The sequence below is a fragment of the Streptomyces sp. NRRL F-5126 genome (assembly GCF_000721265.1).
GTDB lineage: Bacteria > Actinomycetota > Actinomycetes > Streptomycetales > Streptomycetaceae > Streptomyces.
Genome location: NZ_JOFZ01000011.1, coordinates 95917 through 116338 on the forward strand (window position 1 = coordinate 95917; position 20422 = coordinate 116338).

At 72.3% G+C, this 20422-nt stretch carries 15 protein-coding genes; 13 read left to right on the forward strand and 2 right to left on the reverse strand.

Annotation, left to right across the window (positions count from 1 at the left end):
* The first annotated feature begins 59 nt into the window (after nt 1-59).
* The 11 genes from IH48_RS0123735 (at nt 60) to glmS (ending at nt 15803) form a co-directional block, all read left to right on the forward strand.
* Nucleotides 60-1676, forward strand: a complete 1617-nt coding sequence (locus IH48_RS0123735; protein WP_030908199.1) for a carboxyl transferase domain-containing protein — start codon at nt 60-62, stop codon at nt 1674-1676.
* 11 nt (nt 1677-1687) lie between these two features.
* A complete protein-coding gene (locus IH48_RS0123740; protein WP_030908202.1) occupies nt 1688-3718 on the forward strand; it encodes an acetyl/propionyl/methylcrotonyl-CoA carboxylase subunit alpha in 2031 nt (676 codons plus the stop codon).
* Complete coding sequence (locus IH48_RS0123745; RefSeq protein ID WP_030908204.1) at nt 3715-4659, forward strand: hydroxymethylglutaryl-CoA lyase; 945 nt, start codon at nt 3715-3717, stop codon at nt 4657-4659. Before IH48_RS0123740 ends, IH48_RS0123745 begins: the two co-directional genes overlap by 4 nt.
* Nucleotides 4660-4667: 8 nt before the next feature.
* Nucleotides 4668-5828 (forward strand): acyl-CoA dehydrogenase family protein, encoded by a 1161-nt coding sequence (locus IH48_RS0123750; RefSeq protein WP_030908207.1) that lies wholly within the window; start codon nt 4668-4670, stop codon nt 5826-5828.
* Between the two features lie 203 nt (nt 5829-6031).
* Entirely contained in the window at nt 6032-7075 is a 1044-nt protein-coding gene (locus IH48_RS0123755; protein WP_030908211.1) for an ABC transporter substrate-binding protein, read from the forward strand.
* 1262 nt (nt 7076-8337) lie between these two features.
* Complete coding sequence (locus IH48_RS0123760; protein ID WP_030908214.1) at nt 8338-9795, forward strand: pyridoxal phosphate-dependent decarboxylase family protein; 1458 nt, start codon at nt 8338-8340, stop codon at nt 9793-9795.
* Nucleotides 9779-11107 (forward strand): lysine N(6)-hydroxylase/L-ornithine N(5)-oxygenase family protein, encoded by a 1329-nt coding sequence (locus IH48_RS0123765; RefSeq protein ID WP_030908217.1) that lies wholly within the window; start codon nt 9779-9781, stop codon nt 11105-11107. The genes IH48_RS0123760 and IH48_RS0123765 overlap by 17 nt, the downstream gene beginning before the upstream one ends.
* Nucleotides 11104-11691 (forward strand): GNAT family N-acetyltransferase, encoded by a 588-nt coding sequence (locus tag IH48_RS0123770; RefSeq protein ID WP_030908220.1) that lies wholly within the window; start codon nt 11104-11106, stop codon nt 11689-11691. The genes IH48_RS0123765 and IH48_RS0123770 overlap by 4 nt, the downstream gene beginning before the upstream one ends.
* Nucleotides 11688-13487: an IucA/IucC family protein gene (locus IH48_RS0123775; protein WP_030908223.1), complete on the forward strand. Its 1800-nt coding sequence runs from the start codon at nt 11688-11690 to the stop codon at nt 13485-13487. Before IH48_RS0123770 ends, IH48_RS0123775 begins: the two co-directional genes overlap by 4 nt.
* A 134-nt stretch (nt 13488-13621) precedes the next feature.
* Nucleotides 13622-13897: a hypothetical protein gene (locus IH48_RS0123780; RefSeq protein ID WP_030908226.1), complete on the forward strand. Its 276-nt coding sequence runs from the start codon at nt 13622-13624 to the stop codon at nt 13895-13897.
* Nucleotides 13898-13973: 76 nt separating this feature from the next.
* Nucleotides 13974-15803, forward strand: a complete 1830-nt coding sequence (gene glmS / locus IH48_RS0123785; protein WP_030908229.1) for a glutamine--fructose-6-phosphate transaminase (isomerizing) — start codon at nt 13974-13976, stop codon at nt 15801-15803.
* A 169-nt stretch (nt 15804-15972) separates the two neighbouring features.
* On the opposite strand, the gene IH48_RS0123790 is transcribed toward glmS, so the two are convergent.
* Entirely contained in the window at nt 15973-16563 is a 591-nt protein-coding gene (locus IH48_RS0123790) for an acetate uptake transporter (RefSeq protein WP_030908232.1), read from the reverse strand.
* A gap of 227 nt (nt 16564-16790) precedes the next feature.
* Complete coding sequence (locus IH48_RS0123795) at nt 16791-17312, reverse strand: universal stress protein (RefSeq protein WP_030908235.1); 522 nt, start codon at nt 17310-17312, stop codon at nt 16791-16793.
* 1240 nt (nt 17313-18552) lie between these two features.
* Here IH48_RS0123795 and IH48_RS0123800 point away from each other — a divergent pair.
* Together IH48_RS0123800 and orn are read left to right on the forward strand one after the other, a co-directional pair.
* Complete coding sequence (locus tag IH48_RS0123800; protein WP_030908238.1) at nt 18553-19803, forward strand: GlxA family transcriptional regulator; 1251 nt, start codon at nt 18553-18555, stop codon at nt 19801-19803.
* A gap of 10 nt (nt 19804-19813) precedes the next feature.
* Complete coding sequence (gene orn, locus IH48_RS0123805; protein WP_030908242.1) at nt 19814-20416, forward strand: oligoribonuclease; 603 nt, start codon at nt 19814-19816, stop codon at nt 20414-20416.
* Nucleotides 20417-20422 lie beyond the last annotated feature (6 nt).

Below are 20422 nucleotides of genomic sequence, written 5' to 3' on the forward strand. Positions count from 1 at the left end.
TGGAGTCCTGACGTTAACGCTCATTAACCATTCCGTCGATCGTCGGGGGGTCCCCGCACATGCGACAGGCACCGGTGCTCGCGAGCACCGCCGACCCGTCTTCCGAGGCGTGGCGGGTCAACGAGGCGGCGCACGAGTCGCTCGCAGAGGAGCTGCGCGGCCGCCTCGCCGCGGCCCGCAGGGGCGGCGGCGAGCGCGCCCGCGCCCGGCACACCGCGCGCGGGAAGCTGCTGCCGCGCGAGCGGGTGGACACCCTCCTCGACCCGGGCTCGCCCTTCCTGGAGGTCGCGCCGCTCGCGGCCGAGGGCATGTACGGCGGGGACGCGCCGGCGGCCGGTGTGATCGCCGGCGTCGGCCGGGTCTCCGGCCGGGAGGCGATGATCATCGCCAACGACGCGACGGTCAAGGGCGGCACGTACTACCCGATGACCGTCAAGAAGCACCTCAGGGCGCAGGAGATCGCCCTGGAGAACCGGCTCCCCTGCCTGTACCTGGTCGACTCGGGCGGCGCGTTCCTGCCGCTGCAGGACGAGGTCTTCCCCGACCGCGAGCACTTCGGCCGGATCTTCTACAACCAGGCGCGGATGTCGGGTGCGCGCATCCCGCAGATCGCGGCGGTGCTCGGCTCGTGCACGGCGGGCGGCGCGTACGTCCCCGCGATGAGCGACGAGGCGGTGATCGTGCGCGGCCAGGGCACGATCTTCCTCGGCGGCCCGCCGCTGGTGAAGGCGGCGACGGGCGAGGTCGTCACGGCGGAGGAGCTGGGCGGCGGCGAGGTCCACTCCCGGGTCTCGGGCGTCACGGACCACCTCGCGGAGGACGACGCGCACGCGCTGCGCATCGTGCGCACGATCGTCTCGACGCTGCCGGAACGCGGCCCGCTGCCCTGGTCGGTCGAGCCGGTGGAGGAGCCGAAGGCCGACCCGCTCGGCCTGTACGGCGCGGTCCCGGTCGACTCCCGCACTCCGTACGACGTGCGGGAGGTCATCGCGCGCGTGGTGGACGGCTCCCGGTTCGCCGAGTTCAAGTCCGAGTTCGGCACGACGCTGGTGACGGGGTTCGCCAGGATCCACGGCCACCCGGTGGGGATCGTCGCGAACAACGGCATCCTGTTCTCGGAATCGGCCCAGAAGGGCGCCCACTTCATCGAGCTGTGCGATCAGCGCGGCATCCCGCTGCTGTTCCTGCAGAACATCTCCGGGTTCATGGTCGGCAAGGACTACGAGGCGGGCGGCATCGCCAAGCACGGCGCGAAGATGGTCACGGCGGTGGCCTGCGCGCGCGTGCCGAAGCTGACGGTGGTGGTCGGCGGCTCGTACGGCGCGGGGAACTACTCGATGTGCGGCCGCGCCTACGGCCCGCGCTTTATGTGGATGTGGCCCAACGCGAAGATCTCGGTGATGGGCGGCGAGCAGGCCGCCTCCGTGCTGGCGACGGTCAAGCGCGACCAGCTGGAGGGCCGCGGCGAGCAGTGGCCCGCGCAGGAGGAGGAGTCCTTCAAGGCGCCGATCCGCGCCCAGTACGAGGAGCAGGGCAACGCGTACTACGCGACGGCGCGGCTGTGGGACGACGGCGTGATCGACCCGCTGGACACCCGTCAGGTGGTGGGCCTGGCGCTGACGGTCTGCGCGAACGCGCCGCTCGGCGAGCCGGGCTACGGCGTCTTCAGGATGTGAGGGAGATGACCATGTTCGACAGTGTGCTGATCGCCAACAGGGGCGAGATCGCGGTGCGCGTGATCCGTACGCTGCGGGCGATGGGGCTGCGCTCGATCGCGGTCTTCAGCGACGCGGACGCGGACGCGCGCCATGTGCGCGAGGCCGACACGGCGGTCAGGATCGGCCCGGCGGCGGCGGCCGAGAGCTACCTGTCCATCGATCGCCTGCTGGACGCGGCGCGGCGCACGGGCGCGCAGGCGGTGCACCCCGGCTACGGCTTCCTCGCGGAGAACGCGCGCTTCGCCGCCGCGTGCGAGGAGGCCGGGCTCGTCTTCATCGGCCCGCCCGCATCCGCGATCGACCTGATGGGCGACAAGATCCGGGCGAAGGAGACGGTGTCGGCAGCCGGAGTGCCGGTGGTCCCCGGTTCTTCCGGCAGCGGCCTGAGCGACGCGGAACTGGCGGATGCGGCGCGCGCGATCGGCATGCCGGTCCTGCTCAAGCCGTCGGCGGGCGGCGGCGGCAAGGGCATGCGCCTCGTGCGCGACGAGGCGGCGCTCGCGGACGAGATCGCGGCCGCCAGGCGCGAGGCGAGATCGTCCTTCGGCGACGACACGCTGCTGGTGGAGCGCTGGGTCGACCGGCCGCGCCACATCGAGATCCAGGTGATGGCCGACGCCCACGGCTCGGTGGTCCATCTCGGCGAGCGCGAGTGCTCGTTGCAGCGGCGCCACCAGAAGGTGATCGAGGAGGCCCCCTCGGTCCTGCTCGACGAGCGCACGCGCGCGGCGATGGGCGAGGCGGCGGTCGCGGCGGCACGCTCCTGCGGGTATGTGGGCGCGGGCACCATCGAGTTCATCGTGCCGGGCGCCGACCCCTCCTCGTACTACTTCATGGAGATGAACACCCGCCTCCAGGTGGAGCACCCGGTGACGGAGCTGGTCACGGGCGTCGACCTGGTGGAGCTCCAACTGCGGGTCGCGGCAGGCGAGCCGCTGCCGTTCGCGCAGGAGGACGTGCGGCTCACGGGCCATGCGGTGGAGGCCAGGCTGTGCGCGGAGGACGCGTCGCGCGGCTTCCTGCCGACGGGCGGCGCGGTCCTGGCGCTGCGCGAGGCGGCGGGCCCCGGCGTGCGCACGGACTCGGGGCTCTCGGTGGGCTCCGAGGTGGGCAGCGCCTACGACCCGATGCTGGCCAAGGTCATCGCGTACGGTCCCGACCGGGCGACGGCGCTGCGCAGGCTGCGCGGCGCGCTGGCCGACACGGTGACGCTCGGCGTGACGACCAACGCGGGGTTCCTGCGCAGGCTCCTGGCGCACCCGAGGGTCGTGTCGGGCGACCTGGACACCGGCCTCGTCGAGCAGGACGCGCAGAGCCTGCTGCCTGACGGCGCGCCGGCCGAGATGTACGCGGCGGCCGCGCTGCTGCGGGCGGCCCGAGGTGCGTCGTACGGGCGGAACACGCAGGCGGGGCAGGCGGGCTGGCGTGACCCGTTCTCGGCGACGGACGGGTGGCGGCTCGGCGGCACGCCCGCCTGGGTGCCGCACCACTTCCGCCTGCCGGGCGAGGAACCCGTCACCGTGCGGCTGCGGGGCGGCGAGGTGCGGGTGGGCGACGGGCCACCCGTCGCGGCCCGGCTCGTCGAGGCGGTGGACGACGGCCGGGCAGCCGGTCAGGGCGTGAGCCGCGCGGACGTCGAGTACGCGGGCACGACGCACAGGTTCGCGGTCGCCGAGTCGGCCGACGGCCTCTGGCTCGGCCGGGACGGCGACAGCTGGGAGCCGCGCGACCACGACCCGGTGGAGGCCGGGCGGGCGGGTGCGGCCGCGGGCGGCGATTCGCTCACGGCCCCGATGCCCGGCACGGTCACGGTCGTCAAGGTCGCGAGCGGCGACGACGTCACGGCGGGGCAGAGCCTCCTCGTGGTGGAGGCCATGAAGATGGAGCACGTCATCTCCGCACCACACGCGGGCACCGTCACGCAGCTCGACGTACGGCCGGGCTCGACCGTCGCGATGGACCAGGTCCTGGCCGTCGTCACACCGCGGGAGGAATCATGACCGGCACGACAGGCCTGCCGATGGACGTGCCCGCGCCGGGCCTCCCGGCGCGCGTGCGGATCCACGAGGTGGGCGCGCGCGACGGGCTGCAGAACGAGTCGGCCGTCGTCCCCACCGAGGTGAAGGCGGAGTTCATCCACCGCCTCGCGGCCGCGGGCCTCACGACGATCGAGGCCACGAGCTTCGTCCACCCGAAGTGGGTCCCCCAACTGGCCGACGCGGAGCAGCTCTTCCCGCAGTTGTCCGACATCGCGGGAGTCGACCTGCCGGTCCTCGTGCCCAACGCCCGCGGCCTCGCGCGCGCCACGGAACTGGGCGTGGGCCGGGTCGCCGTGTTCGGCAGCGCGACGGAGTCCTTCGCGAAGGCCAACCTCAACCGCACGGTCGACGAGTCGCTCGCGATGTTCGACCCGGTCGTCGCCCAGGCCCGCGAGCACGGGATGCATGTGCGCGGCTACCTGTCCATGTGCTTCGGCGACCCCTGGGAGGGGCCGGTACCGGTCGGCCAGGTCGTCCGGGTCGCGAAGGCGCTGATGGACCTCGGCTGCGACGAGCTGAGCCTCGGCGACACCATCGGCGTCGCGACACCCGGCCATGTGGGCGCCCTGCTGGGCGCGCTGGGCGAGGCGGGGGTGGCCACGGAGGCGATCGGCGTGCACTTCCACGACACGTACGGCCAGGCGCTCGCCAACACGTACGCGGCCCTGCGGTGCGGCGTGTCCACGGTCGACGCGTCGGCGGGCGGCCTCGGCGGCTGCCCGTTCGCCAAGAGCGCCACAGGAAACCTGGCGACGGAGGACCTCGTCTGGATGCTGCGTGGCCTCGGCATCCAGACGGGCGTCGACCTCGACCGGCTCGTCGCCACGAGCAGCTGGATGGCCGACCGCCTCGGCCGACCGAGTCCCTCCCGTACCGTACGGGCCCTGACCCACAAGGGGTGAACCACACGATGTCCAAGGACTACACACTCTCCGAGGAGCACGAGGAACTCCGGCGCACCGTCGAGGAGTTCGCGCACGATGTGGTCGCCCCCAAGATCGGCGACTTCTACGAACGGCACGAGTTCCCGTACGAGATCGTGCGCGAGATGGGCCGCATGGGCCTGTTCGGGCTGCCGTTCCCCGAGGAGTACGGCGGGATGGGCGGCGACTACCTGGCGCTGTGCCTCGCCCTTGAGGAGCTCGCCAGGGTCGACTCGTCCGTCGCGATCACCCTGGAGGCGGGGATCTCGCTGGGCGCGATGCCCGTCTTCCGCTTCGGCACGGAGGAGCAGAAGCGCACGTGGCTGCCGCGGCTGTGCTCGGGCGAGATGCTGGGCGCCTTCGGCCTGACCGAGCCCGGCGCGGGGTCCGACGCGGGCGGCACGCGCACGACGGCGGTGCGCGAAGGCGGCGAGTGGGTGATCAACGGCACGAAGTGCTTCATCACCAACTCGGGCACGGACATCACGGGGCTGGTGACGGTCACGGCGGTGACGGGCCGCACGGACGACGGCAGGCCGCTGATCTCGTCGATCATCGTCCCGTCCGGCACGCCGGGGTTCACGGTGGCGCCGGCGTACTCGAAGGTCGGCTGGAACGCGTCGGACACGCGCGAGCTGTCGTTCGCCGACGTGCGCGTCCCGGCGGCGAACCTGCTGGGCGAGGAGGGCCGCGGGTACGCCCAGTTCCTGCGGATCCTCGACGAGGGCAGGATCGCGATCGCCGCGCTGTCCACGGGTCTCGCGCAGGGCTGCGTGGACGAGTCGGTGAAGTACGCGAAGGAGCGGCACGCGTTCGGCAGGCCGATCGGCGACAATCAGGCACTCCAGTTCAAGATCGCCGACATGGAGATGCGCGCGTACATGGCGCGCGTCGGCTGGCGCGACGCGGCGTTCCGGCTGCTGCGCGGCGAACGCTTCAAGAAGGAGGCGGCGATGGCGAAGCTCTACTCCTCCACGATCGCCGTCGACAACGCGCGCGAGGCGACGCAGATCCACGGCGGGTACGGCTTCATGAACGAGTACCCGGTGGCCAGGATGTGGCGGGACTCGAAGATCCTGGAGATCGGCGAGGGCACGAGCGAGGTCCAGCGGATGCTGATCGCCCGCGAACTCGGGCTGACGGGCTGACGGGCCGACCGGCCGACCGGCCGACCGGCCGACCGGCTGAGGCGAGGCCTTCGCGCGCGGCGGGACCGCGGTGAGCTTCCTCACCGCGGTCCGCGGTGTGACCCCGCCACCCGCAGGGCAGATGAGGTTAGGCTAACCTACTTTGAACTGCTCATCGCCGGTTCGGCACGGCCCGGTCGGCGCGACGAAAGCGGGACTGTGCCATGCCCGAGATCCGTACCGCCCATCCCGTCGGCCGCCGCGGCCTGCTCGCCGCGGGCGGCGCGCTAGGCCTCGGCGCGGCGCTCGCCGCATGCGGCGGCGGCAGCGGCAGCGGCAGCGCGAAGAGCGACGCCTCCGGCGGCGCCTCGGGCAAGACGGGCCCCTGGTCGTTCAAGGACGACCGGGGTGTCGTCGCGAAGGCCGACTCGACCCCGCGCAACATCGTGGCCTTCGTCGGCACGGCCGCCGCGCTCCACGACTACGGTATCGAGGTCAAGGGCGTCTTCGGGCCGACGAAGAAGAAGGACGGGTCCGCGGACGTCCAGGCGGGCGACCTCGACATCAGCAAGGTCACGATCATCGGCAACGTCTACGGCGAGTTCAACGTCGAGAAGTACGCCGCGCTCAACCCGGACCTGCTGGCCACGGAGCAGTGGCAGAAGGGCTCGCTCTGGTACGTGCCGGACAAGTCCAAGTCCCAGATCACCAAGCTCGCCCCCGTGGTCGCGCTCGAGGCGTCCCAGACCACCATCCCCAAGGCGATCCAGCGCCACGAGGACCTCGCCGGATCGCTCGGCGCCGACCTGAAGTCCAAGAAGGTCACGGACGCGAAGGCCCGCTTCGAGAAGGCCGCCGCGAGGCTGCGCGCCGCGGCCAAGGCGCGCCCCGAGATCACGGTGCTGATCGGCTCCGCGAGCCAGGACCTCTTCTACGTGTCGCTCGCGAAGATGTCGGCGGACACCTCGTACTTCCAGCAGCTCGGCGTCAGATTCGTGACACCGAAGGTCGACTCCCAGGGCTACTTCGAGGATCTGAGCTGGGAGAACGTCGGCAAGTACCGCGCGGACATCATCATGATGGACAACCGCTCCTCGGCCCTCCAGCCGTCCGCGCTCACCTCCAAGCCGACGTGGCGTCAGCTCCCCGCGGTCAAGGCGGGCCAGGTCATCCCGCGCGTCACGGAGCCCATCTACTCCTACGACAAGTGCGCGCCGATCCTGGACGACCTGGCGCAGGCCATCGAGAAGGCGAAGAAGGTCCACTGAGGCATTCACGGCGTCCGCCGCGAGCACGCGCCGTCCGGCGGCGCCGGGTGGCGCCGGGTGGCGCCCCGCGGGGCCGGCCGGCGTCATCCGCCGTGCGAGCGCGGTCTGTTACGGGCGACGGCAGATGACGGAGGGCATCTGCGCGAGCGCCCGTGCGGCGGCTGACGGCGCCCGCGCGCGGCGCCGACCTCGCACCCGCCCGCCCGAAAGCCCACGAGCCTGCCGCACCGCCGCACCGCCGCACCACCGCATCGCCGTGCGGCCGGGCCGCGCCCACACACAGCCGCCCAAGCCGGGCCGCCAGACCGCCGCCGGGCCGCCCCACGGCCACCGCACCCGCTGCCGGGCCACTGCACCGCCGCCGCACCACCGCCGGGCCGCCCGCACCGCTGTGCGGCCGAGCCACCGCACCGCCGCACCACCGTGCGGCCGGGCCGCCGCCCACGCACAGCCGCCCAGGCCGGGCCGCCAGACCGCCCCCGGGCCGCCGCACCACCGCCGCACCACCGTGCGGCCGAGCCGCCGTGCGGCCGCCGCACCGCCGCCGGGCCACTGCACCGCCGCCGGGCCGCCGGCACCGCTGTGCGGCCGAGCCACCGCACCGCCGCACCACCGCCGCACCACCGTGCGACTGGGCCGCCGCCCACGCACCGCCGCCTTGGCCGGGCCACTGCACCGCCGCCGGGCCGGGCCGCCGGGCCGACACGCCGGCGCGCGGCCACCGCACCGCCGCCGGGCCGCCGGCACCGCTGTGCGGCCGAGCCGCCGCACTGCCACGGCACCGCCTCCGGGCCGGGCCACTGCACCGCCGCTGGGCCGCCGGCACCGCCGTGCGGCCGAGCGGCCGCACTGCCATGGCACCGCCTCCGGGCCGGGCCACCGCACCGCCACACCGCCGTCCGGCCGGGCCGCCGCGCTGCCACCGCACTGCCCCACCGCCGTGCGGCCCGGCCGCCGCACCGCCGCCGGCCGGGCCGCCGGGCCGCCGGGCCGACGCGCCGGCGTGCGGCCGGGCGCCGCCCACGCATCGGCGCGTCACGCGAGCCGCCGGACGCGCGCAACACGACCGGCGCGCGTCTCGCGCATCTCACGCACGCGCGCGCCGTGCGCTCCCGCGCACCGTTCGGGCGACGCGACCTCGCGGCACCCTGGGCCGCCACAGGAAGTTAGGTTAGGCTAACCTCGCTTCAGCGCCCGGCGGGCTCCCCGCCGCGGCCGCGGCTCTCTCTTCCGTACCCCCACTCGCCCGGAAGGACCCCTTTATGCGTTCTCACCTGCTCAACGACACCACGGCAGAGCGCTATCGGCGCTCCGTCGCCGACGGGGTCGGGCGGGTGGCCTCGCGCCTCGCGTCGGTGCGGGCGCCGTTCTCCGGCATCACCCCCGACGCCCTCGGCCCCGAGGTCGACGCGGTCGACCTCGACCGCCCACTCGGCGACAGCGCCGCCGCGCTCGACGAGTTGGAGCGCGTCTACCTGCGCGACGCCGTCTACTTCCACCACCCCCGCTACCTCGCCCACCTCAACTGCCCCGTCGTCATCCCGGCCGTCGTCGGCGAGGCCGTGCTCTCCGCCGTCAACTCCTCGCTGGACACCTGGGACCAGAGCGCCGGCGGCACCCTCATCGAGCGGCGGCTCATCGACTGGACGGCCGGCCGCATCGGCCTCGGGCCCGGCGCCGACGGTGTCTTCACCAGCGGGGGCACACAGTCCAACCTGCAAGCACTTCTGCTCGCGCGCGAAGAGGCCAAGGACGAGCCCGGCAGCGGCCGGCTCCGCGTCTTCGCGTCCGACTGCGCGCACTTCTCCGTACAGAAAGCCGCCACCCTGCTCGGCCTGGCCGCGGACGCCGTCGTGCCCGTGCCGTGCGACCGCGACCGCCGGATGCGCCCCGCCGCGCTCGCCGCCGCCATCGGGGGCTGCGTCGCCGACGGCGCCACCCCCATGGCCGTCGTGGCGACGGCAGGAACCACCGACTTCGGGTCGATCGACCCGCTGGGCGAGATCGCCGACGTCTGCGCCACGTACGGCACCTGGCTGCACGTGGACGCCGCGTACGGCTGCGGGCTCCTCGTCTCCCCCACCCGCCGGGGACACCTCGACGGCATCGAGCGCGCCGACTCCGTCACCGTCGACTACCACAAATCCTTCTTCCAGCCGGTGAGTTCCTCCGCCGTCCTGGTGCGGGACCGGGACACCCTGCGGCACGCCACCTACCACGCCGACTACCTCAACCCCCGCCGCGCGCTGACCGAGCGCATCCCCAACCAGGTGGACAAGTCACTCCAGACGACCCGCCGCTTCGACGCACTCAAGCTGTGGATGACCCTGCGCGTGATGGGGGCGGACGGTGTGGGGCAGCTCTTCGACGAGGTGTGCGACCTCGCCGCCGAGGGATGGCGGCTGCTCGCCGCCGACCCGCGCTACGACGTGGTGGTGCGGCCCCGGCTTTCCACGCTGGTCTTCCGCTACGTCCCGCGCCGCATCACGTCGCCCGCCACGATCGACCGGGCCAACCTGTACGCGCGCAAGGCCCTGTTCGCCTCCGGCGAGGCGGTCGTCGCCGGCACGGTCGTGGACGGCAGGCAGTACCTGAAGTTCACGCTCCTCAACCCCGAGACGACCGCCCGGGACATCGCCGCCGTGCTCGACCTGATCGCGGAGCACGCGGAGGCGTACGTCGCGACCGAGAACGGAGAGCACCTTGCCCACGCCTCCTGAAGCCCGTCACACCGTCCACGACTTCGTCGGCATCGGGCTCGGCCCGTTCAACCTGGGCCTCGCCTGCCTCACCGAGCCGATCGGGGAGCTCGACGGGGTCTTCCTCGAAGCCAAGCCCGACTTCGAGTGGCACTCGGGGATGTTCCTCGAAGGCGCACACCTCCAGACGCCGTTCCTGTCCGACCTCGTCACACTCGCCGACCCCACCTCCCCGTACTCCTTCCTCAACTACCTGAAGGAATCGGGGCGGTTGTACTCGTTCTACATCCGCGAGAACTTCTACCCGCTGCGCACCGAGTACAACGACTACTGCCGCTGGGCGGCCGCGCGGCTGCGCTCCGTCCGGTTCGGCCGGACGGTGACGGAGGTGACGTACGAGGACGCCGACGGCCTGTACACGGTGCGCACCTCGACCGGCGAGGCCTACCGTGCGCGCCGGCTCGTCCTCGGCACCGGCACCCCGCCGTACGTGCCGGAGTGCTGCGCCGGGCTCGGAGGCGACCTCATCCACAACTCCCGTTATCTGCAGGCGAAGAAGGACCTCCAGGCCAAGGAGTCCATCACGCTCGTCGGCAGCGGCCAGAGTGCCGCGGAGATCTACCGCGACCTGCTGTCGGAAATCGACGGCCACCGCTACCGGCTCGACTGGGTCACCAGGTCGCCGCGGTTCTTCCCGCTCGAATACACCAAGCTGACGCTGGAGATGACGTCGCCCGAGTACGTCGACTACTTCCACGCGCTGCCCGAGGACACCCGCTACCGCCTGGAGGGCGAGCAGAAGGGGTTGTTCAAAGGCATCGACGCCGCGCTCGTCAACGAGATCTTCGACCTGCTCTACCAGAAGAGCCTGGACGGGCCCGTTGCCACCAGGCTGATGACCAACACCGCCCTTGTCAGTGCCCGTTACGACGCCGAGGTGGGCCCGGCAGGCGCCGAGGGCGGCACGTACACGCTGGGGCTGCGCCAGGAGGAGCAGGGCCGCGACTTCTCGCTGACCACCGAGGGCCTGATCCTCGCCACCGGATACCGGTACACGGCGCCCGGTTTCCTCGCCCCCGTCGCCGACCGGATCAGGCTCGACGGCCACGGCCGCTTCGACGTGGCGCGCAACTACTCCATCGACACCACGGGGCGTGGCATCTTCCTCCAGAACGGCGGCGTGCACACGCACAGCATCACCTCGCCCGACCTGGGCATGGGCCCCTACCGCAACGCGTACATCATCGGCGAACTGCTCGGCCGCGCCCACTACCCGGTGGAGAAGGCCATCGCGTTCCAGCAGTTCGCCGCCCCGGAAGGCACCGCCGCATGACCGACACCCGTTTCACCCGCACCGATCCGCGCCTCGGCACGTTCGCCGTGCGCGATGTGGACCCGCTCGCCGACGCGCCGGCCCTGCACCGCTGGGTCACCCACCCCAAGGCGCGGTTCTGGCTGATGCAGGGTGCCTCGCTCACCGACGTCGAGCGCGAGTACATGTCCATCGCCGCCTCCGCGCACCACGACGCGTACGTCGGGCTGCGCGAGGGCGTGCCGGCGTTCCTCGTCGAACGCTACGACCCGGCGCACGTCGAGCTGAAGGGCCTGTACCCGGCGGAGCCGGGAGACATCGGCATGCACTTCCTCGTCGACCCGGCGCCCGCGGGCGGTCCGTTGCACGGCTTCACCAGGGCGGTGCTCACCACCGTGATGGCCTTCCTCTTCGCCGACGAGCGGATACGGCGCGTGGTGGTCGAGCCCGATGTGCGCAACACCGCCGTGCACGCGCTCAACGAAACGGTGGGCTTCCAGGTGGCCGGGAAGATCGCCAAGCCGGAGAAGGAGGCCCTGCTGAGCTTCTGCACCCGTGCGCGGTTCCAGGACACCATGGCAGCCGCCCAGGGAGGCACCCGATGAACCACCCCGTTTCCCCCTACCCCGGGCAGCCGGCCGGGGCCGTCGCCCACCTCGCCCCGGAGCTCTGGGCCGACGCGACGCGCGCGCTCGTGCGCAAGGGACTTGCCGAGTTCTCACACGAGCGGCTCCTGGCTCCTGAGCCGCTCGGCGGGGACGCGTACCGCGTCGTCAGCGACGACGGCGCGACCTCGTACCGCTTCCGTGCCCGGCGGTTCGCCCTCGACCACTGGCAGGTCGAGGGCGAGTCCATCACCCGGCACCGGGGCGGCGTCGAAATACCCCTGGACGCACTGGAGTTCGTCACCGAGCTACGTGCGTCCCTCGGCCTGAGCGAGGCGGTGCTCCCGGTGTACCTGGAGGAGATCTCCGCGACACTCGCCGGTACCGCCTTCAAGCTCACGAAGAAGCCGTCCACAGCGGCCGAGTTGGCCGCCGCCGGCTTCCAGGACATCGAGACCGGCATGACGGAGGGCCACCCCTGCTTCGTCGCCAACAACGGCCGGCTCGGCTTCGGCGTGCACGAGTACCGTGCCTTCGCGCCGGAGGCGGCCGCCGGCACACGGCTCGTCTGGCTCGCGGCGCACCGCGACCACGCCACCTTCACGGCCGGAGCTGGGATCGACCACGAGCGCCTGATGCGCGGCGAGTTGGGCGATGGCCAGTACGGACGGTTCCAGGCCTCCCTCACCGAGGCGGGGCTCGACCCCGCGGACTACCTGCTGCTGCCCGTGCACCCGTGGCAGTGGTGGAACAAGCTGTCGGTCACGTTCGCCGCCGAGATCGCGCAGCGGCGCCTGGTGTTCCTCGGCGAGAGCGACGACGCGTACCTGGCCCAGCAGTCGATCCGCACCTTCTTCAACACGAGCCATCCGGAGAAGCACTACGTCAAGACCGCGCTGTCCGTCCTGAACATGGGGTTCATGCGGGGCCTGTCCGCCGCCTACATGGTGGCCACGCCCGCCATCAACGACTGGCTCGCCGGGCTGATCGAAAGCGACGGCGTGCTGCGTGCCGCCCGGTTCTCGATCATCAGGGAGCGCGCGGCGATCGGCTACCACCACCGGGCGTACGAGGCGGCCACCGGGAAGGGCTCCCCGTACCGCAAGATGCTGGCCGCGCTGTGGCGGGAGAGCCCGGTGCCGTCCCTCACCGGCCGCGAGCGCCTCGCGACCATGGCCTCCCTGCTGCACACGGACCGCGCCGGAGGATCGCTGGCCGCCGCGCTGATCGCGGAGTCGGGCCTCGCGCCCACCGAGTGGCTGCGCCGCTACCTCGACGCGTACCTGGTGCCGGTGGTGCACTGCTTCTACGCCTACGGCCTGGTGTTCATGCCGCACGGCGAGAACGTCATCCTCGTGATCGAGGACGGCGTGGTGCGGCGCGCGGTGTTCAAGGACATCGCGGAGGAGATAGCGGTGATGGAGCAGGACACGCCGCTGCCGCCCGAGGTCGAGCGCATCAGGGCCGATGTGCCCGAGGACATGCGGCTGCTCTCGGTCTTCACGGACGTGCTCGACTGCTTCCTGCGCTTCCTCTCCCCCGCGCTCGTCGGCGAGGGGGTGCTGGAGGAGGACGAGTTCTGGCGCACCGTGGCCGAATGCGTCCGCGCCTACCAGGCGTCGTCCCCCGAGCTGGCGCCGAGGTTCGCGCGCCACTCCCTGTTCGCGGACGAGTTCGCGCTGTCCTGTCTCAACCGCCTGCAGCTGCGGGACAACGAGCAGATGGTGGACCTCCAGGACCCGGCGGGCGCCCTCCAGCTCGCCGGCACGCTCAGCAACCCGCTGTCCGCGTTCTGAGCCAGGCCGCCGGGCCTGGGCCGGCATGTGGCAAAGGACACGCTCGACCCCGGGGCGCACGAGAACGGCGCGAATCCTGCCCGATTCCGGGCAGGGATGTTGCGTAACCCTCCGAGTATCTGCAATATCAACGAGTGCTCGATCGCCACGCGTCCCACGAAGACCTCATCGGCCACCTGGTGGCCTCCACCGCGCTGCGGCGCGGTGAGGCCGCCCGGGTGGTGCTCGACGTGCTGGCGTACTTCGACGAGACGACCGAGGAGTTCGTCCGCCGCCGTCACCGGGAACTCCAGGCCGGCGGCGAGACCAACCCGGTGATCTTCGAGCGGATCGCGGCCGAGCTGCCGCACCGCGCGGTGGCGCCGCCGGAACTCTCGCTGAGACAGCTGCGCCGCATCGTCTACGGATGACGGCCGGCACCGGCGGGAGGCGGTCGCGCCACCCGTACGGCGGGCACACAGGAAACCAGGAGGGGCAGAGCCTGACATGTGCGGAATCGTTGGATACATCGGCAAGCGCGACGTCGCCCCGCTGCTGCTCGAAGGGTTGCAGCGGCTCGAGTACCGCGGGTACGACTCGGCCGGGATCGTGATCACGGGGAAGCCGGGGGCCGGCAAGGCCGCCGCGCTGAGGATGGTCAAGGCCAAGGGCCGGGTGCGCGACCTGGAGGCCAAGGTGCCCAAGCGCTTCGCCGGCACCACCGGCATCGCGCACACCCGCTGGGCCACGCACGGCTCGCCGAGCGACGCCAACGCGCACCCGCACATGGACGCGGACAACCGGGTCGCGGTCGTCCACAACGGCATCGTCGACAACGCCGCCGAGCTGCGGGTGAAGCTGGAGGCGGACGGCGTCGCCTTCCTGTCCGAGACCGACACGGAGGTGCTGACACACCTGGTGGCGCGTTCCCAGGCGCCCACGCTGGAGGAGAAGGTGCGCCAGGCACTCCAGCTCGTCGAGGGCACGTACGGCATCGCCGTCATGCACGCGGACTTCCCCGACCGGATCGTGGTGGCGCGCAACGGCTCGCCCGTCGTGCTCGGCATCGGCGAGAAGGAGATGTTCGTCGCGTCCGACGTGGCGGCGCTCGTCTCCCACACCCGGCAGGTCGTGACGCTCGGCGACGGTGAGATGGCGACGATCAAGGCCGACGACTTCCGCACCTATACGACGGAGGGCTCGCTCACCTCGGCGACGCCGACGCTCGTGGAGTGGGAGGCCGAGTCGTACGACATGGGCGGCCACGACACGTACATGCACAAGGAGATCTCCGAGCAGGCCGAGGCAGTCGACCGGGTGCTGCGCGGCCGGATCGACGACCGGTTCTCGACGGTGCACCTGGGCGGCCTGAACCTCGACGCGCGCGAGGCGCGCGGGGTGCGGCGCATCAAGATCCTCGGCTGCGGCACGTCGTACCACGCCGGCATGATCGGCGCCCAGATGATCGAGGAGATCGCGCGCATCCCGGCCGACGCCGAGCCCGCGTCCGAGTTCCGCTACCGCGACCCGGTGGTCGACCCGGACACGCTGTACGTGGCCGTCTCGCAGTCCGGCGAGACCTACGACGTGCTGGCGGCGGTGCAGGAGCTCAAGCGCAAGGGCGCGCGCGTGCTGGGAGTCGTCAACGTGGTGGGCTCGGCCATCGCCCGGGAGACGGACGGCGGCCTCTACGTGCACGCGGGCCCCGAGGTGTGCGTGGTCTCCACGAAGTGCTTCACGAACACGGTGGTCGCGTTCGCGCTGCTCGCGCTGCACCTGGGCCGGATCAGGGATCTCTCGGTCGCGGACGGCAAGCGGATCATCGAGGGGCTGCGGCGGCTGCCCGCGCAGATCGACGAGATCCTCCGCGACGAGGAGCGGATCGCCGAGCTTGCGGCGTCGTACGCGCAGGCGAAGTCGATGATGTTCATCGGGCGCGTGCGCGGCTACCCGGTGGCGCGCGAGGCGTCGCTGAAGCTCAAGGAGGTCTCGTACATCCACGCCGAGGCCTACCCGGCCTCCGAGCTCAAGCACGGGCCCCTCGCGCTGATCGAACCGGCGATGCCGACGGTGGCGATCGTGCCGGACGACGACCTGCTGGAGAAGAACCGCGCGGCGATGGAGGAGATCAAGGCGCGCGCGGGCCGGATCCTCGCGGTCGGGCACCGGGAACAGCCCAAGGCCGACCACTCGATCGTGGTGCCGAAGAACGAGACGGAACTCGACCCGATCCTGCTGGGCATCCCGCTGCAACTGCTCGCCTACCACACGGCGCTTTCGCTCGGCCGCGACATCGACAAGCCCCGGAACCTGGCGAAGTCCGTCACCGTCGAGTAGCCGTAGCCGGACGGCCGATGGGCCGCCGCGCCCCGGTCCACGGCTGGACGGGGGCGCGGCGGCCGGTGGTGCCACCCGTTGGCACCGGGCGCCGCGCCCCCCGGAGGGGCCGGTGCTTGCCCTGGACACCGGCCCCTGGCACGCGACCGGCGGGCGGGTGGCCGCCGGTTCAGCCGGCTGCCGTCGCCCCGCGCCGCGCGGTGCGGGCGCCACGACCCGGCAGGGCCGTCGGCCACTTGGCGAGCGCGGAGGCGGCCGCGTACCAGGCCACGAGGCCCGACACCGCGGCGAACCATCCGCCGGCCTTGCCGATGCCGCTCGTACCGGCGAACTCGGCCACCGCGAGCAGGATGAGCGCCACGCACAGCAGCCCGTACGCGCCCTGCACGAGCGCGCCCGCGCTCTTGGCCGCCAGGGTGAGCGTCAGGGCCAGCAGCGCCCACAGGGCGAGGAAGAGTCCGGCGGCGTGCGCCGACGCGTGGTCGCCGAACGCCGTGCCCCACGTGAACCAGAACGCGCCGAGGCCGGCGAAGGCCGTGCCGGTGAGCGCGCTGCCCGACCTGAACTCCAGCAGCCCGGCGACGAACAGGGCGACTCCGCCCACGTAGAGCGCGAGTGTCACGGCGTCAGCCGCCGAGACGCCGGAGATGACCCCGGTGTGCCCGAGGCCGAAGGCGAGCAGGGTCAGTCCGAGTGCGAGATGGCCGAGGGCGGAAGTGGATGTGGATGGTGCGCTTCCCGCAGAGACGTCGTTGTCCACGGCGGGCTCCCTTCACTGTGCGCGGTGGTGCTGTGTCCCAGCACTGTTTATGTACCCTTCACATAGGCACAATTCACCTTTTGAGGTGGGCGAATTCACGTCGTGTACAGGACTACTGACGTGGAGTCACGCAGATGGGCCGCAGAGCAACACCAGTGGCCCGAGTGGCACTTGTGGGTGACCCGGCGTGGGCACACGGGCCCGGCCGCCGAACGGGGCGGCGAGCGCTAGGGGACGACAACCACGGGTCGCCGCGCGCGACGCGCGAGCCGTCCTGCGACCGAGCCGAAGATCCGGCCCACGAGGCCGTGGGTCGAGCCCACGACGATCGCGTCCGCCGAGTACTCCTGGCTGACTTCCTCCAGCTCGTGGCAGATGTCCCCGCCGCGCTCGACCAGGATCCATGGCACCTCGGAGAGGTGTTCGGCGCAGGCGAGCTCAAGGCCGAGCACCTCGGTGCGGTGGTCCGGCACGTCCACGAACACGGGGGGCTCGCACCCCGCCCACACCGTGGTCGGGAGCCTGTTGGCCACATGGACGATGATCAGCGCGGAGCCGAGGCGCACGGCCATGCCGATGGCATAGGCGAGGGCTCGCTCGCTCGACGTCGAGCCGTCGAACCCGACCACCACTCCGTGGCGGAAGGCCGGGTCGCAGGCCGTGCTCGGCTGCTCCTCCGCCAGCAGTTCGGCCAGGGGGTCGGCCAGCTGCTTGCGGTCAGCGGGTTCTGGGATGTCGTGACCGGCCATGGGTGTCTCGGCGAAGGAAGTCCTCGTGGGAAGGAACAACGGCGGCGAAGAAGGGCGGGGAGCGGTGTGTCCGGGAATCGTCTTTCCCGGTCCTTACCCCAAAGGTACGGCGTCACTCCTCTCCTGCCCAGGCTTCGGCATTCCACACGTGACGCCTCGCACACGGCTCGCACGCGGCGTTGCAGGGAGCATGCACGAGCACGCCGCGCAACGCAATGCCCGATGGCCACTACAGCTGACCTGTGCCCCACGCGGGTGACGCCGTCGCGCACGGCCGGTGTCCGTACGGCCCGCCGCTCGTCGGCCGACGGTCACGTCGCCGCCCGGAAGGAGCCACCGTGCCCGTACCCACGGCGCGCCAGGCCGGCGCCGCCTCCACGGCCCGCGGGGCCCCCGGGCGCAGGCGCACGGGAGCCGCGCCCGCGGGCCGCGCACCATCCGCGCGGCGTCACGTGCCCGGGGGCCGCTGCGCGCCACGGCCCCGCACGCGCCCGAGCCCGCGTCGGGGGCGCGCACGCGCTGCTGCGGTGGGTCGTCCCGTGCTGCCTGCCGGCCCTGCTCGCGCTCACCACGTACCGGGCACGTTGCGCGCGGGTGCCCCGTATGCGGGCCTGGCCACGGCCGCGTGCCTCGCCGTCGTGGCCGCCGCGTGCCGGCTCCTGCCGAACCTCCCGCGACGCCCCGGGGACGCGCACGCGGGCCCGGTGTACGTATCAAGCCGCGCCGAGCCGGCCGCGCCGCCGCGGGAACGCGCGTCCGACCCCCGGCGCACGGGGGCGCACAAGGGGGCATGGACCAGCGCACCAATGCACGAGGGCTCACACGCGTTTGATCGTCCTACTCCGGGGGATTGAGCAGTTCACACCTGCTCACCCGACTCTTTTCAGCCAACTTGTGGACCTTGCCGAATCCTTGGCGAAATCACCCGCCAACCCGCGCGCCACCAGGCACGAACGTCTTTCGTCCCGCCAATCCCGCCCGCCCGGACGGGCCATGGGCCGAAGGCGTACTTCCCTGAGGGGCTCGCGAGTGCAACGCTTCGTGATCGAATGCTTCACGCCAAGTTGCCATGTCGACATAACGGCGGCTGGGGATCTGGTCACGCCGGCACCACGGAACACAGTAGATTCGATCATGAGCATCGAAGGCCGGGGATCCGTGCAAGACCGAGGGGAATCGTGCAGGAGCGAGAGGCCGGACAGGAACGGGGAGACGCGAACACCGAGGGGGGCTTAGCGCCATGAGCCAGGACTCCACCGCAACACAGGAGTCAGTACGGAAGCTTTCCGGGCGTCGCCGCCGGGAAGTCGTCGCAGTGCTGCTCTTCAGCGGCGGTCCCATTTTCGAGAGCTCGATCCCGCTCTCGGTGTTCGGAATCGACCGGCAGGACGCCGGCGTCCCGCGCTACCGCCTGCTGGTGTGCGCGGGCGAGGACGGCCCGCTGCGCACCACCGGCGGGCTCGAACTGTCCGCGCCCTACGGCCTCGACGCCGTCAGCAGGGCCGGCACGGTCGTGGTGCCTGCCTGGCGGTCGATCACCGCCCCGCCGCCGCCCGAGGCGCTGGAGGCGCTGCGCAGGGCGCACGAGGAGGGCGCGCGGATCGTCGGCCTGTGCACGGGCGCGTTCGTGCTGGCCGCCGCCGGCCTGCTCGACGGCCGCCCCGCCACCACGCACTGGATGTACGCGCCGACGCTGGCCAAGCGCTACCCGTCGGTCCACGTGGACCCGAGGGAGCTGTTCGTCGACGACGGCGACGTGCTCACGTCCGCCGGCACCGCGGCCGGAATCGACCTGTGCCTGCACATAGTCCGCACGGACCACGGCTCCGAGGCCGCGGGCGCGCTCGCCAGGCGGCTCGTGGTGCCGCCGCGCAGGAGCGGTGGGCAGGAGCGCTACCTGGACAGGTCTTTACCGGAGGAGATCGGCTCCGACCCGCTCGCCGAGGTCGTCGCCTGGGCGCTGGAGCACCTGCACGAGCAGTTCGACGTGGAGACGCTGGCGGCCCGCGCGTACATGAGCCGCAGGACGTTCGACCGCCGGTTCAGGTCGCTCACCGGCAGCGCGCCGCTGCAGTGGCTGATCACCCAGCGGGTGCTCCAGGCGCAGCGGCTGCTGGAGACGTCGGACTACTCGGTGGACGAGGTCGCCAACCGCTGCGGGTTCCGCTCGCCGGTCGCGCTGCGCGGCCACTTCCGCCGGCAGCTCGGCTCGTCTCCGGCGGCTTACCGCTCCGCCTACCGGGCGCGGCGGCCGCAGGGCGAGGCACCGGAGGCGCGCCAGGCGCAGACGCAGGGCGAGCCCGGCGTCCCCGCCCAGTCGCGGCGCCCGCTGCCCGGCGGCAACGGCGCTGGGCCCGCGGGCGCGCCCTCGGGGCCCGCCGGCGGCCACCCGGCCGGAGCCGGCGGCGCGGAGGCGGACAAGCCCGGTTCCGACCTGTACGCGGCGGGCCCGGGACGTCCGGGCCTGCCCGGGCAGCGGAGCGCGCCGTAGGGTGAGGCGCATGAACGATCGAATGGTGTGGATCGACTGCGAGATGACCGGGCTCTCGCTGGCGAACGACGCACTCGTCGAGGTGGCCGCGCTGGTCACCGACTCGGAGCTGAACGTGCTCGGCGAAGGGGTGGACATCGTGATCCGCCCGCCGGACGGGGCTCTGGAGACGATGCCCGAGGTGGTGCGCACGATGCACACCGCCTCGGGCCTCCTCGACGAGCTGGCGGACGGGACGACGCTCGCGGACGCGGAGGCGCGGGTCCTCGCGTACGTGCGCGAGCACGTCAAGGAGCCCGGCAAGGCGCCGCTGTGCGGGAACTCGGTGGCCACGGACCGCGGCTTCCTCGCCAGGGACATGGCAGAGCTCGAGGGCTACCTGCACTACCGCATCGTCGACGTCTCGTCGATCAAGGAGCTGGCGCGCCGCTGGTACCCGAGGGCGTACTTCAACAGCCCGGAGAAGAAGGGCAACCACCGGGCGCTCGCCGACATCCGCGAGTCGATCGCCGAGCTGCGCTACTACCGCGAGGCGGTCTTCGTACCCGCTCCAGGACCGGACTCGGACACGGCGAAGCGCATCGCGGCGAAGCACGTGATCGCCCCGTCCTGACGCGCT

What these genes read in the sequence shown, in the direction of transcription:
- IH48_RS0123735 (WP_030908199.1), top strand. Translation starts at nt 60, where the DNA reads ATGCGACAGGCACCGGTGCTCGCGAGCACCGCCGACCCGTCTTCCGAG.
- IH48_RS0123740 (WP_030908202.1), top strand. Translation starts at nt 1,688, where the DNA reads ATGTTCGACAGTGTGCTGATCGCCAACAGGGGCGAGATCGCGGTGCGC.
- IH48_RS0123745 (WP_030908204.1), top strand. Translation starts at nt 3,715, where the DNA reads ATGACCGGCACGACAGGCCTGCCGATGGACGTGCCCGCGCCGGGCCTC.
- IH48_RS0123750 (WP_030908207.1), top strand. Translation starts at nt 4,668, where the DNA reads ATGTCCAAGGACTACACACTCTCCGAGGAGCACGAGGAACTCCGGCGC.
- IH48_RS0123755 (WP_030908211.1), top strand. Translation starts at nt 6,032, where the DNA reads ATGCCCGAGATCCGTACCGCCCATCCCGTCGGCCGCCGCGGCCTGCTC.
- IH48_RS0123760 (WP_030908214.1), top strand. Translation starts at nt 8,338, where the DNA reads ATGCGTTCTCACCTGCTCAACGACACCACGGCAGAGCGCTATCGGCGC.
- IH48_RS0123770 (WP_030908220.1), top strand. Translation starts at nt 11,104, where the DNA reads ATGACCGACACCCGTTTCACCCGCACCGATCCGCGCCTCGGCACGTTC.
- IH48_RS0123775 (WP_030908223.1), top strand. Translation starts at nt 11,688, where the DNA reads ATGAACCACCCCGTTTCCCCCTACCCCGGGCAGCCGGCCGGGGCCGTC.
- glmS (WP_030908229.1), top strand. Translation starts at nt 13,974, where the DNA reads ATGTGCGGAATCGTTGGATACATCGGCAAGCGCGACGTCGCCCCGCTG.
- IH48_RS0123795 (WP_030908235.1), bottom strand. Translation starts at nt 17,312, where the DNA reads ATGGCCGGTCACGACATCCCAGAACCCGCTGACCGCAAGCAGCTGGCC.
- IH48_RS0123800 (WP_030908238.1), top strand. Translation starts at nt 18,553, where the DNA reads ATGAGCCAGGACTCCACCGCAACACAGGAGTCAGTACGGAAGCTTTCC.
- orn (WP_030908242.1), top strand. Translation starts at nt 19,814, where the DNA reads ATGAACGATCGAATGGTGTGGATCGACTGCGAGATGACCGGGCTCTCG.